Genomic DNA, 14,404 nt, shown 5'->3' with positions numbered 1-14,404 from the left:
CCCCACGTCCGCCCCGTCGGGCGTACTGTTCAGCCATGCAGTCCAGGCCCAGCACCACCGAACGCGTCCGTATCTCCGATGTGGCCCGTGCCGCGGGAGTTTCCGTGGGCACGGTCTCCAAGGCGCTCAACAACACCGGCACCCTCAAGGAGTCCACCCGAGCGCACGTGCGCTCGGTCGCCGACCGCCTCGGCTTCGTGGCCGATCCGCGGGGCCGGAGCCTCTCGAGCGGACGCACCTACACCGTCGGCTTCCTCACCACCGACAGCTACGGGCGCTTCTCGATGCCGATCCTCATGGGCGCCGAGGACGCCCTCGCCGTGGGGAGGATGTCGATCATCCTCAGCGACACCCGCGAGGACCAGATGCGCGAGGAGCACCTGCTGCGGGCCCTGCAGGAGCGCCGGGTGGACGGTCTCATCGTCACCAACCGCCCGCACGGGCTCGAGGGTCCGCTGCGCACCGACATCCCCACGGTCTACACCTTCGACACCCCCGCGGAGCCGGCGGAGCACGCCGTCGTCACGGACCGGAGGTCCTCGATGGGCCTGGCCATCGACCATCTCCTGGAGCTGGGGCGCACGCGGATCCTGCACATCGCCGGTCCGGCCAGCTCCCGCACCGCCGGCCCCAAGGCGCAGGCCGTGGCCGAGCACGCGGGCTCCGCCCTGGTGCGCGGGACGATGCACGGCGACTGGAGCGAGGCCTGGGGCCGGCGCGCCATCGACATCGCGCTGGCCTCCGGCCACGACATCGATGCCGTGTGCTGCGACTCCGACCAGATCGCCCGGGGCGCCCTGGAGCGGCTGCTCGCCCATGGCCGCTCGGTGCCCCAGGACGTGGCCGTGACCGGCTTCGGCAACTGGACCGCGATGTCGGAGGCGACCGTCCCGGCGATCACGAGCATCGAGCAGAACCTCCGAGAGATCGGACGCCTCGCCGGCACGATGCTGCTGGATCTGGTGGAAGGTCGCCCGGTCCCGACGCGCCAGCTCACCGTGCGACCTCATCTGGTGGTGCGCGGCTCGACGATCTGAGTCCGGGCGGAAGCGGCATCGGCCGGCGCGCATCACGGCGGCGCAACGATTTCCGCACCATCACCAGGACATCACGGCAGGTGACAGAACATTTCCCTCCACGGATCGACGTGCGAGGCAAACGCTTGCTGTTGACGCCTCCTGAACCACCGTGGTCTACTTCCGGCACCGCGAGACATCCGATCCCTCATCGCCGAGAGTCGACCCGTCACCCCCAGCGGGCACCCGCCCCTCCAGCTTGAAACGACTCATGGCGTTGGCACACCCGTCAAGGAGGACCTGTCGTGCCTGACTCCCCCGCTCTTCGCCCCACCGCCCTCTCCCGCCGCCAGCTGGTCGCCGGCAGCAGCGCCCTCGGCCTCGGCGGCCTCCTGACCGCCTGCGCCTCCTCCGGGACCGAGGAGGCCGGCGAGGGCGACGCCCGCAACACCTCCCCGGACCCCGACCGCCCCCTGGAGTCCCCCATGCTCACCGAGCAGGTCGATGCCGGCGAGCTGCCGCCGCTCGAGGAGCGCATGCCGGTCGAGGAGGACCGCCTGGTGGTCCCCACCCCGGAGTACGGCCCCTACGGCGGCACCTTCGCCGGCGTGGTCCTCGACCAGGACCGCGGTTGGCTGGACCGCTTCATCCACTACGAGCCCACCGTCCGCGCCAGCCCGCAGCTGGACGAGTTCGGGCTCCCCGGCACCCTCAAGGCCGTGGACGTCAACGACGAGGGCACCGAGTTCACCCTCCACCTGCGGCGCGGCATGCGCTGGTCCGACGGCGAGCCCGTCACCGCCGACGACATCATGTTCGCCATCGAGGACGTGTACTACAACGAGACCCTGTACCCGTCGGTGCCGGAGTTCCTCACCGCGGACGGCGAGCCCTGCACGCCGGAGAAGATCGACGAGTCCACGGTGAAGCTCACCTACCCCGGCCCGCGCGGCGACTTCCTGGTGACCGCGAGCCGCGGTGAGCAGCCCAAGAACCTGCTGGGCTGGCCCAAGCACTACCTCTCGCAGTTCCTCCCGGACCTCAACCCGGAGGCGGAGAAGCTCGCCGAGGAGGCGGGCATGGGCGACTGGACGGACTACTGGGCAGACCGCAAGGCCTTCTTCAACAATGTCGAGCTGCCGCTGCTCACCGCCTGGCGCCTGACCACCCCGCTCAACGAGGGCACGGTGGTCAAGGCGGAGCGGAACCCGTACTACTGGAAGACTGACGACGCCGGCGCCCAGCTGCCGTTCATCGACCACCTCGAGTTCGAGATCGTCCAGAACGACGAGGTCATGCTGCTCAAGGCCGTCAACGGCGAGATCGACATGCACGGGCGCAACTTCACCACCGACCCCAACCGGCCGGTGCTCGCCGACGCCCGCGAGTCCGGGGACTTCCGGTTCCTCACCGTCGAGAACACCTCGATGAACCAGATGGTCATCTCCCTGAACCTCAACCACCGCGACGAGGTGCTGCGGGAGATCTTCCAGAACAAGGACTTCCGCATCGGGCTGTCCCATGCCATCGACCGGCAGGACATCCAGGACACGGTGTACCAGCGCCAGGGCCAGCCGCACCAGGCCGCGCCCAGCCCGAAGTCGGAGTTCTTCGACGAGGAGTACGCGACCCAGTTCACCGAGTTCGACATCGACCTGGCGAACGAGCACCTCGACGCCGCCGGGCTCACCGAGAAGGACTCCGACGGCTTCCGGCTGCGCCCGGACGGGAAGCGCCTCACCTTCCAGGTCGACGTCACGGCCGATGCCGCCCAGCACTCGCAGGCCATGGCGCTGGTGGTGCAGACCTGGGAGCAGGCGGGCGTCAAGGCCACGGTCAACCCGCTCGAGCGGACCCTGTTCTACGAGCGCAAGACCGCCGCGGCCAATCAGCACGATGCCAACACCTGGGGCGGCGACGGCGGCTATCGCACCGAGATGGACGAGCTGCGCTGGTGGTTCCCCTCGTGGAGCGAGTCGAACTACGCCGTGAAATGGGCGGAGCACTTCACGACCGACGGCCAGGGCGAGAACGCCGAGGAGCCGCCCGCCGAGGTCCTGGAGCAGATGGAGCTCGCGCGGCAGATCCCGCTCGAGCCCGACGAGGAGAAGCGCAAGGAGCTGTTCCGCCAGATCCTCGCGATCTCCAAGGAGCAGTTCTACGCCATCGGCACCGTGCTGCCCGGCGACGGCTTCGCGATCGCCAAGAACCACCTGCGCAACGTCGTGGAGTCCTACCCGGAGTCGCCGCTGTACTTCACCCCGGGCCACATCGATCCGCCGATCTGGTACTTCGGCTGACCGGGCGATGCTGCGCTACATCGGTCGACGTGTCCTCATCCTCATCCCGACGGTCTGGGCGATCTCCCTGATCACCTTCATCATCATCCAGCTGCCGCCGGGCGACTATCTCACCACCGTGCAGGCCAAGCTCGCCGCGGCCGGGGACCAGCCCCTGGACGCGGCGGAGCTGGAGCGGCTCAGCGAGCGCTACGGCCTGGGCGATCCGTGGTACGTGCAGTACTGGAAGTGGATCTCCAATATCGTCCTCCATCTCGATTTCGGGGAGTCCTTCAGCTACAACCGCCCGGTGAGCGATCTGCTCATGGAACGGCTGCCGCTGACGATCACCCTCTCGATCCTGACGCTCATCTTCATCTGGGCGATCAGCTTCCCGATCGGCGTGTACTCGGCGCTGCGCCAGTACTCGATCACGGACTACGCCTTCACGTTCTTCGGCTACCTGGGCCTGGCGGTGCCGAACTTCCTCATCGCGCTGGTGCTGATGTGGATCGGGCTGACCTACTTCGGTCAGAGCGTGGGCGGGCTGCTGTCCCCGGAGTACCGGGACGCGCCGTGGAGCCTGGCGAAGGTGGGCGACCTGCTCGCCCACCTGTGGATCCCGATCGTCATCTGGGGCACGGCCGGCACGGCGGGGAACATCCGCGTCCTGCGCGCGAACCTGCTCGACGAGCTGCGCAAGCCCTACGTGTCCGCGGGCCGGGCCCGCGGCATGAAGCGCAACCGTCTGACGATCAAGTACCCCGTGCGCGCCGCGCTGAACCCGTTCTTCTCCACGATCGGCTGGATCCTTCCGGGGCTGATCGCCGCCGATGCGATCACCTCCCAGGTGCTGAACCTCAACACCACCGGGCCGCTCCTGCTCAACGCCCTGATGAGCCAGGACATGTATCTGGCCGGATCCATCCTCCTGATCAGCGCCGTGCTCGTGGTCATCGGCACCCTGATCTCCGATCTCGCCCTCGCGTGGCTGGACCCGCGCGTCCGGCTCCGCTACTGAGGAGGTCCTCCGATGGCTGAATCCCTGGCCCCGCCGCCGGCGGGCACCGCACTGGACGAGCCCCCGCACCCCGACGCGCCGGAGACCGGCGACCTCGCCGTCGCCTCGCAGTGGCAGCTCATGTGGCAGGCCTTCTCCCGCCACAAGGTGGCGAAGGTCTGCGGCGTGATCACCCTGGCGATCTATCTGGTCGCGCTGCTGGCCCCGTTCCTGGCCCCCTATCCGGGCTCCTTCCACGACGCGGACTACACCTACGCCCCGCCGCAGCGCCTGGAGCTCTTCGATGAGGGCTCCTTCCGCCCGCACGTCGACGGCCTGATCATGACCCAGGACCCCGCCACCCTCGAGCTCGAGTTCGAGCGGGACCCCTCGACCACGATCCCCGTGGGGCTGTTCGTCCAGGGCGCGGAGTACAAGCTCCTGTGGCTCATCCCGATGGACCGGCACCTCATCGGGCCGATCGATCCCGAGATCGGACCGGTGTACCTGCTGGGAGCTGACGCCAGCGGACGCGACCTGCTCTCGCAGATCATCCACGGCACGACCGTGTCGATGTCGCTGGGACTGGTGGGCGTGTTCTTCTCGCTCATCCTCGGGGTGGTGATCGGCGGCATCTCCGGCTATGTCGGCGGGCGCCTGGACTCCGCGATCCAGCGCCTGATGGAGCTGATCATGTCCATTCCGACCATCCCGCTGTGGATGGCGCTGTTCGCGGCGGTGCCGCCCAGCTGGGGACCGCTGCAGCGGTACTTCGCCCTCACGGTCGTCATCTCCCTGGTGGGCTGGGTGGGCATGGCGCGCGAGGTGCGCGGGAAGTTCTTCGCCGTGCGCGGCGAGGAGTACGTCCAGGCGGCCGTCGCCGACGGCTGCTCGCAGCAGCGGGTGATGTTCCGGCACATGCTGCCCTCCTTCACCAGCCACATCATCGCGAACCTGTCGCTGTCGATCCCCGCGATCATCCTCGCCGAGACGGGCCTGTCCTTCCTGGGACTGGGTCTGCAGGCGCCGACGGTCAGCTGGGGCGTGCTGCTCGAGCAGGCGCAGAGCGTCCGGGCGATCTCCACGGCGCCGTGGATCCTGCTGCCCGGCATCCCGGTGGTGGTGACCGTGCTGGCGATGAACTTCCTGGGCGACGGCATCCGCGATGCCGCGGACCCCTACAGCAACTGACCTTCCCGCGACGACGACGGAGCACCCATGATCTCTGATCTCCCCACCCCCGGGCCGGCGCCCGACACCTCCGGCGCGGCCCTCGCCCTCGACGAACGGCCCCTGCTTCGGATCCGGGGCCTCGAGACTCACTTCGAGGCCTCGGACCACACGGTCAAGGCGGTCGACGGGGTGGACCTCACCGTCCACCCCGGGAAGACCCTGTGCGTGGTCGGCGAGTCCGGCTGCGGCAAGTCCGCCACCGCCCGCTCCGTGCTGCAGCTGGTCGAGTCGCCGGGCCGCGTCGTCGGCGGCGAGATCCTGTGGTCCCCCGAAGGTCGCGAGACCGTCGACCTCGCGACCCTCGCCGACGAGAGCGAGGAGCTGCGCGCCGTGCGCGGCGGCGAGATCGGGATGGTGTTCCAGGAGCCGATGGCGAGCCTGTCCCCGCTGTACACCGTCGGCGCGCAGCTCACCGAGGCGATCCGGCTCCATCAGGACCTCACCCCGCAGCAGGCGCGGGCGAAGGCCCTGACCCTGCTGCAGCGGGTGGGGATCCCCGACCCGGAGGGCCGCCTGGACGCCTACCCGTTCCAGCTCTCCGGCGGCATGTGCCAGCGCGTGATGATCGCGATCGCGCTGTGCTGCGACCCCTCGCTGCTCATCGCCGACGAGCCCACCACCGCTCTCGACGTCACCACCCAGGCCCGCATCCTGGACCTGCTGCGCGACCTGCAGGCCGAGAACGGGATGGCGCTGATGTTCATCACCCACGACCTCGGGGTGGTCGCGGAGATCGCCGACGAGGTGGCCGTGATGTACCTCGGCACGGTGGTCGAGCGCGGGCCCGTCGAGGAGATCTTCCGCCATCCCAAGCACCCGTACACCCGGGCGCTGCTGCGCTCAATCCCCGATGCCCAGGGCGGGCGCCGCGGCGAGCCCCTGCCGACGGTGCGGGGCATGGTGCCCAGCCCTCAGAACCGGCCCAGCGGATGCGCCTTCCGCACCCGCTGCGACCTCGCGATGCAGGGGATCTGCGAGGTCGAGGCGCCGCCCCTGACCCCGTTCGGCGACCAGCACGAGGCCACCTGCCACCTCTACAGCCATGAGGGGGCCGTCCCGCCCCCGGAGGAGGGAGGCGTCGACGCGGCCGACCAGGGCGAGCGGGCCGTGCGGATCACCCCGCGCCCGGAGCCCGGGCAGGACGCCGGCGCCGAGGCGGCGCCGACGATCCTCGAGGTCTCGGGCCTTGCCAAGCACTATCCCGTGGGCGGCGGGATGTTCCGCCGCGCCACCCGCAGCGTCAAGGCCGTGGACGGCGTCGATCTCAGCATCCGGCTCGGCGAGACCATGGGCCTGGTCGGCGAGTCCGGCTGCGGGAAGACCACCCTGGGCCGCTGCGTCGCCGGCCTGCTGGCGCCGTCGGCCGGGGAGATCCTCTACCACCGCGCGGACGGCGAGGTGGTGGACCTGGCGCGCCTGACCACCCGGCAGCTGAAGGCCTACCGCACGGAGATCCGCACGATCTTCCAGGACCCCTTCTCCTCGCTGAACCCGCGGATGACCGTCGAGCAGATCGTCGGCGAGCCGCTGCAGGTCAACGGCCGGGCGCGCGGCGGCGAGCTGCGCGAGCAGGTCGCGGAGATGCTGCGGAGGGTGGGGATCCGCCCCGAGCACATGCGCCGCTACCCCCATGCGTTCTCCGGCGGCGAGCGCCAGCGCCTGAACATCGCCCGCGCCCTGATCACCCGGCCGCGCCTGGTGATCGCCGACGAGCCCGTCTCCGCTCTCGACGTCTCCATCCGCGCCCAGATCCTCAACCTCCTCGAGGAGGCGCGGGAGGAGTTCGACCTCACCTACCTGTTCATCTCCCACGACCTGTCCGTGGTGGAGCACGTCAGCGACCATGTCGGGGTGATGTACCTGGGACGGCTCGCCGAGCAGGGCCCCACGGACGAGCTGTACCGCGCCCCGCAGCACCCCTACACCGAGGCGCTGCTGGACGCGGTCCCGGTCCCCGACCCGGAGCGCCGCGGCGGCCACCGCAGCACACTGCGCTCCGACGACCTGCCCGATCCCTCGAACCCGCCCTCGGGCTGCCTCTTCCGCACCCGCTGCATCCATGTGCGCGACGGCCTCTGCGACGGCGAGGTCCCCCCGCTGCGCGAGCTCTCCCCCGGGCACAGCGCGGCCTGCCACCGCTCCGAGGAGATCGAGCTCGCCGGCATCTCCCGCGGCCACGACTGACCGCCACCGACCCCCACCCAGGAGCCCCGCCATGCCCCTCGGCACCCTGCATCCCGCGGAGTCCCGCACCGTCCACGACCCCGAGACGGGCGTGCGGATCACGCAGCTGACCGACCACAAGGCCCACAGCCACCACACCTACTTCACGAATCCGGGCTGGTACGACGACGGCCGCCGTCTGCTGCTGGCCTCCGACCGCGGCAACGCGACCAACCTCTACGGCCTGGACCTCGACAGCCACGAGCTCCGCCAGCTCACCGACCTGCCCGACGGCGCCACCGTGGCCTCGAACCTCTTCCACTCGGTGAGCCTGAACCCGCTCCGCGCCGAGGCGTACTTCTGGCACGGCCGGAACCTGGTGGCGCTGGACCTCGATTCGCTCGAGCAGCGGGTGCTGCACACGACGCCGGCGCGCTTCGGCGAGGGCGGGACCACGAACGTCACGGCCGACGGCGCCTGGGTGATGATCAGCTACAGCGAGGACCTCTCCGACCGTCTCGCCCTGGACCTGGGCAACGGCTACGTCGGCTTCCGGGAGTACTGGGAGGCACGGCCCCTCTCGCGGATCCTGCGGGTGCCGGTCGACGGCGGCGAGGCCGAGGTGGTGCGCGAGGAGCGCGCCTGGATCGGCCACGTGAACACCTCCCCCACCCGTCCGGAGCTGCTGACCTTCTGCCACGAGGGGCCCTGGCACCTGGTGGACCACCGGATCTGGCTGCTGGACCTGTCCACCGGGGAGGCCACGGCGATCCGTCCCACCTCCGGCACGGAGATGGTGGGGCACGAGTACTGGCTGGAGGGCGGCGAGTTCATCGGCTTCCACGGCTGGACCGGCGGCCGGGAGCAGACCGGGCCGTTCCACGGGGCGGTGCGCTTCGACGGCACCGGTCTCTGGGAGGCACCGCTGGTGGAGAGCTCGATGCACTACCACAGCCGCGATCTCGAGATGATCGTCGGCGACGGCACGAAGACCGCGCCGCGGCTCATGGTGTGGCAGCGCGAGGGCGACGCGTTCACGCCGCCGCGCCTGCTGCACCGCCACCGCGGCTCCTTCCACACCCAGGCTCTCCACGTGCATCCGACGGTGAGCCCGGACGCCCGCCAGGTGCTGTTCACCTCCGACGCCCGCGGGTACGGCGCCGTGCACCTGCTGGACCTCCCCGAGGACCTCGGGGATCTGCCGCTCGTGGACCCCTGAACCGGCCCGCGACCGGCCCGCCGCCCGCCCCTCGTCACCGTCCTCTCGCCCAGGAGCCGCCATGTCCCGCCCGCCCATCGACCGCCGCGCCCTCGTCTCCCGTCACGACGTGGTGTTGGACGCCGTCGACCCCCGCTCGCCGCTCGGCGTGGGCAACGGCGACCTGGCCGTGACGGTGGACGCCACCGGGCTGCAGTCCCTGCCCGCCTCCTATCCCGTCTCCCCGCGGGACGAGAGCCGCCCGGACGGCACCCTGCTGGGGACCCTCAGCACCTGGGGCTGGCACAGCCTGCCGTCGGCGAGCGCCCACAGCTGGCGGGATGCCCTGGTGACCTACGACTCCGACCGCGGCCCGGTGCCGTACGTGGACATGTCCGGGAAGGTCGCCGGCGGCACCGAGCAGGACACCGGGGAGCGGGACCTGCAGCTGCGCGGCAATCCGCACCGGCTGGACCTGGGCACCTTCGGGCTGCGCCGGGACGGGGCACCTCTGGCGCCCCGGCAGGTCGAGCCCGTCCGGCAGCAGCTGGCGCTCTACGAGGGGGTGATCACCTCGGTGAGCGCGATCGACGGCGAGCGCCTGGAGACCGTCACCGCGGTCCACCCCGAGCGCGATCTGGTGGCCCTGCAGCTGCGCTCCTCGGCGCTGCGCACGGGACTCGGCATCGGCCTCGCCTTCGCCTACGGCAGCGCGGACTGGCACAGCGCGCACGACTGGACGCGGCCCGCGGCGCACACCACCGAGCTCACGCCCCTCGAGGAGGGTCTGTGGCGCATCGACCGCCAGGTGGACGCCACGGCGTACACCGTCCTGGTGCGGGCACCCGGGGCGCGCCTGACCGCCGCCGCGGACCACGAGATCCTGGTGGAGACCGACGGGGAGGAGCTCTCGCTGTCCCTCGAGCTGCGGCCCGGCACGGTCACCGCGCCGGCGCCGCCGACGGACGTGGCCGCGACCCTGGCCGCCTGCCGCGCGCACTGGCGGGACTTCTGGGAATCCGGCGCCGCCCTGGACCTGGGGGCGGTGGCGGATCCGCGGGCCGCGGAGCTCGAGCGCCGCGTGGTCCTCTCCCAGTTCCTCACCGCGATCCACTGCGCGGGCCGCATGCCGCCGCAGGAGACGGGACTGGTCTGCAACTCCTGGCGCGGCAAGTCCCACCTCGAGATGCACTGGTGGCACGCGGCGCACTTCCCGCTGTGGAACCGCCCGGCGCTGCTGCGCCGCAGCCTGGACTGGTACCGCTCGATCCTGCCCCGAGCCCGGGAGATGGCCGGCCTGCAGGGCTTCGCCGGCGCCCGGTGGCCCAAGCAGGTGGGCCCCGAGGGGGAGGAGACCCCCAGCGGGATCGGCACCTTCCTCATCTGGCAGCAGCCCCACCTGATCCATCTCGTGGAGCTCCTGCTACGCGCCGAGGGCGTCGACGAGCTCGAGCTCCTCGCCGAGGTCGACGACCTCGTCACCGAGACCGCGGACTTCATGGCGTCCTTCGCGCTGCGCACCGGCGCCGGCGCCGAGCTGGGTCCGCCGCTGATCCCCGCGCAGGAGAGCTACGGGGGGATGCGCACCGCGGTGCGCAACCCCACCTACGAGCTGGTGCAGTGGCACTGGGCGCTCGAACGGGCGTGCGCGTTCAAGCAGCGACGGGGCCTGCCGGTCCCGGAGGCCTGGGCCGAGATCCGCGATCTGCTCATCGCCCCCGCGCCGCGGGACGGCGTCTACCCGGCGATCGCGGTGGAGCCGTACACGATCCGCGAGGACCACCCCTCGATGCTGTGTGCCCTGGGCGTGCTCCCGCAGACCGACCGGATCGACCCCGCCGTCATGGCCGCGACCCTCGAGGACGTCCTGGACTCCTGGGACTGGGACTCCACCTGGGGCTGGGACTACCCGGTGATGGCGATGACCGCCGCGCGCCTGGGCCGACCCGAGGACGCCGTGGACCTCCTGCTCACCGACACCGGGAAGAACACCGTGCTGCCCAGCGGGCACAACCGGCAGACCGGGTCCCTGCCGCTCTACCTGCCCGGCAACGGCGGCCTGCTGACGGCCGTCGCCCTGATGGCCGGCGGCTGGGACGGCGCCGGGGCGGGGGCCACCTCCGCGCCGACGGCCTGCCCCGGATTCCCCGACGACTGGGACGTCCGCGCCGAGGGCTTCGCCCTCTCCCCCTGACGGCCGTCCCCTCCCCTGTCCCTCTGTCCGCCTCCTCCTCCACCCGTCCGCCCTCGATCCCCGATCCCGACGACGTACAGCGAGGTACGCAGCATGTCCGATCGCCCCATCCCCCGCCGTCCCCGACCCCTCCGGCCCCCGTCCCGCCCCTCCCGCGGCCGACGGGTCACCGCCCTGGCAGCGTCCACGGCGCTGCTGGCCTCCCTGCTCGGGGGCGCCGCCGCCCCCGCGCTCGCCGACGCCCCCTCTCCGGACGCCCTGCCGGCCTTCCCCGGCGCGGAGGGCTTCGGCTACGCCGCCACCGGCGGACGCGGCGGCGAGGTCTACCACGTGACCTCCAAGGAGCTCACCGGCGAGGGGACCCTCCACCACGCCCTGACCACCAGCGGCGAGGTCCCCCGCACGATCGTCTTCGACGTCTCCGGGAACCTGGAGATCCCGCAGATCATCGTCCAGGACGCCTCGAACATCACGATCGCCGGCCAGACCGCCCCGGGCGGCGGTGTGACCGTCCTGGGCAACACGATCCGGATCATCGACAGCCACGACATCGTGGTCCGTCACCTGCGGTTCCGCATGGGGAAGCATCCGGACGTCAACGACGACACGATGTACGTCGAGAACTCGCAGAACGTCATCATCGACCACTCCTCGTTCTCCTGGGGCACCGACGAGGTGCTGTCCATCAAGTCCAAGGACTACGAGAACCCCACCTCGGAGAACATCACCGTGCAGTGGTCGATCATGTCCGAGGGGCTGCTGACCCATTCGATGGGCGGGCTGGTCGAGATGAACACGATCTCCATGCACCACAACCTCTACGCCCACAACAACGACCGGAACCCGAAGACCAAGGGCGTCATGGACTTCGTCGGCAACACGGTCTACAACTGGGGCGACTACCCGTACGTCGCCGGCGGCGAATCCGGCACCAAGGGCTACGGCAACGTCGTGGGCAACACCTTCATCGCCGGCGCGAACTCCCGCAACCCCGAGGACGCCATCGTCCGGGGCAACGAGAACTACCAGGTGCACATCGACGGCAACGTCGTGGACGGCGACCGCGACGGGGTGCTGGACGGCGAGGTCGGCGGCGAGGAGATCCTCGAGGAGGAGCGTCCGGCGGTGGTGGTGCCGGAGCGCTTCGCGTACCCGCCGGTGCACACCCAGGAGGCGCTCGAGGCGCACGAGATGGTCCTCGAGCACGCCGGCGCCTCGCTGACCCGCGATCCCGTGGACGAGCGCGTGATCACCAGCGTCCGCGAGCAGTCCGGCGGGATCATCGAGCACCAGGACGACGTGGGCGGCTACCCGGCGATCGAGGAGGCGGACCCGCCGAAGGACTCCGACCGTGACGGCATGCCCGATCGGTGGGAGCGGCGGAACCAGCTGGACCCCCACGATCCCGAGGACCGCAACCACGATGCGGACGGCGACGGCTACACCAACCTCGAGGAGTACCTCAACGAGCTGGCCGCTCCCAGCTTCCCCGAGGGCTACCCGATGACGCCCGCTCCCTGGGACGGCGAGGTCTTCGAGCCGCCGGCGGCCCCGGAGCCCGAGGAGGAGCCGGCCGCGCCGCCGGCTCCCCTGGACGGCACGATCATCCGCGGCGGCGTCGTCAACGACACCTCCGGCAGCGGCGCGGACAATGCGACGGACTGGTCGGTGCAGGAGGACCTGCAGGTCGGCGACGTGGTGGCCGGGGACCGCTCCGGGTACACCTTCACCGAGGTGCCCGGCGAGGTCGCCGGCGCCGAGTGGATCCGCACCGCGGTCGACTCCCGCGCCTCGGACGCGGAGGACACGCTGCGCTTCCACGCCGCGGCGGACGCCCGCGTGTACGTCGCCCACGACACCCGCATCCCCGAGCAGCCCGCCTGGCTCGCGGAGGACTACGAGGCCACGGGCCTGCAGCTGCAGGACACCCAGCCCGTGACCTGGGAGCTGTTCTCCCGGGACGTCCGCGCCGGGGACGAGGTGATCCTCGGGCCCAATGCCGGCGGGAACCGCATGAACTACCTGGTCGTCGTGGTGCCCACCGCGCCCTCGGGCGAGGTGCCGGCGCCGCCGGCCGAGGCGCCCGAGGTCACGGCGGACCCCGCCGCCGGGACCGTCGAGATCACTTGGGAGCCGGCCGCGGACGCGACCTCCGTGCTCGTGGAGCGCTCCACCGCCGGTGATCCCGCCTGGCGGGTGATCGGCTCCTCCGCGGACGGCGCCCTCACCGATGACGCGCCCCAGCTGGGTGTGCGGCACGACTACCGGATCGTGCCGGTGGCCGCGGGCGGTGCCGCCGAGGCCTCGCCGCACGCCTCCGTCACCCCGGTCGATCCCTCGGTCCCGGTGCCGGAGGCCCCGGCCGGCCTCGAGATCACGGGGATCGGCAGCTACGGCGCGTCCCTGAGCTGGGACGCCGTCGACGGCGCCGAGGGCTACGTGCTCCAGCGCGCCGCCGGTCCCGACGGCGCGTTCACCGACGTCGCCGGCACCGCCTCGACCAGCGCCGAGGACGACACGGTCGAGCCCGCGACCGACTACCGCTATCGCGTCCTCGCCCGCACCGCCGGCGGGCTCTCCGACCCGTCGGCCGAGGTCTCCGCGACCTCCGGTCCCGCGATGGAGATCCCCGCGGCGCCCACCGCCCCGGTGCTCACCGAGCAGGGGCCCGCGCACACGGCGCTCGGCTGGGACGCCGTGGACGGCGCCCAGGAGTACGTGGTGCTGCGCACCGCCGACGGCGAGACCGCCGCCACCGAGATCGCCCGCACCGAGGAGACCTCGTACGTCGACGACTCCCTCTCCGCGGGCTCGAGCGGGTACAGCTACCGGATCGTCGCCGCCAACGAGCGCGGAGCCTCCGAGCCCGGCGAGGCGCTGACCGTGCCGAGCCTCGTGCCGGAGGCCCCCTCCGCACTCGAAGCCACCCTGCGCGGCGACACCTTCGTGGGCGTGACCTGGGACCGCGGCGCCGGGACGGACACGGTCGAGGTGCTGCGCGAGATCGACGGGGAGCCGGCCGTGGTCGCCAGCGGCAAGGTCAGCACCACCTACGTCCGCGATCTCGAGCCCGGCACCGAGTACACCCTGTGGGTGCGGGGGACGAACGCGGCGGGGCCCTCGGAGCTCTCCGAGCCGCTGACGGTCTCCACCCTCCCCGAGCGCTGGTCCGCCGAGCAGACCTATCAGCGCGGCGACCGGGCGGGCCATGACGGCGCCGTCTGGGAGGCCACCCGGCGCACCCAGGGCGACCGGCCCGGCACCTCCGGGTCCTGGACCCGCATCGACGAGGGCTGAGCCGCGCGGTCCCGCCGGGGCACG

8 protein-coding genes are annotated in these 14,404 nt (G+C 71.6%); all 8 read left to right on the top strand.

Going from position 1 to position 14,404, the window contains the following annotated elements; genetic code table 11:
• Nucleotides 1–35 precede the first annotated feature (35 nt).
• The 8 genes from CXH06_RS13580 (at nt 36) to CXH06_RS13545 (ending at nt 14,380) form a co-directional block, all read left to right on the top strand.
• Nucleotides 36–1,037 carry a LacI family DNA-binding transcriptional regulator gene (locus CXH06_RS13580; RefSeq protein WP_114855739.1) on the top strand — a complete coding sequence of 334 codons (1,002 nt, stop codon included), beginning with the start codon at nt 36–38 and terminating at the stop codon, nt 1,035–1,037.
• Between the two features lie 284 nt (nt 1,038–1,321).
• On the top strand, nt 1,322–3,316 hold the full coding sequence (locus CXH06_RS13575) for an ABC transporter substrate-binding protein (RefSeq protein ID WP_114855738.1): 1,995 nt from the start codon (nt 1,322–1,324) through the stop codon (nt 3,314–3,316).
• Nucleotides 3,317–3,323: 7 nt separating this feature from the next.
• A complete protein-coding gene (locus CXH06_RS13570) occupies nt 3,324–4,316 on the top strand; it encodes an ABC transporter permease (protein ID WP_114855737.1) in 993 nt (330 codons plus the stop codon).
• Nucleotides 4,317–4,328: 12 nt separating this feature from the next.
• Nucleotides 4,329–5,486, top strand: a complete 1,158-nt coding sequence (locus CXH06_RS13565; protein ID WP_114855736.1) for an ABC transporter permease — start codon at nt 4,329–4,331, stop codon at nt 5,484–5,486.
• A gap of 27 nt (nt 5,487–5,513) precedes the next feature.
• Nucleotides 5,514–7,712 carry an ABC transporter ATP-binding protein gene (locus tag CXH06_RS18630; protein WP_114855735.1) on the top strand — a complete coding sequence of 733 codons (2,199 nt, stop codon included), beginning with the start codon at nt 5,514–5,516 and terminating at the stop codon, nt 7,710–7,712.
• Between the two features lie 31 nt (nt 7,713–7,743).
• A complete protein-coding gene (locus tag CXH06_RS13555) occupies nt 7,744–8,910 on the top strand; it encodes an oligogalacturonate lyase family protein (RefSeq protein ID WP_114855734.1) in 1,167 nt (388 codons plus the stop codon).
• Nucleotides 8,911–8,971: 61 nt separating this feature from the next.
• Entirely contained in the window at nt 8,972–11,083 is a 2,112-nt protein-coding gene (locus tag CXH06_RS13550) for a hypothetical protein (RefSeq protein ID WP_114855733.1), read from the top strand.
• A 93-nt stretch (nt 11,084–11,176) separates the two neighbouring features.
• Nucleotides 11,177–14,380 (top strand): pectinesterase, encoded by a 3,204-nt coding sequence (locus tag CXH06_RS13545; protein ID WP_114855732.1) that lies wholly within the window; start codon nt 11,177–11,179, stop codon nt 14,378–14,380.
• The last annotated feature ends 24 nt before the right edge of the window (nt 14,381–14,404 follow it).

The organism is Brachybacterium sp. YJGR34 (genome assembly GCF_003347015.1).
Classification (GTDB): domain Bacteria; phylum Actinomycetota; class Actinomycetes; order Actinomycetales; family Dermabacteraceae; genus Brachybacterium.
Note: the sequence above shows the minus strand (reverse complement) of the source record. Positions and strands in the feature narration are given on the sequence as shown.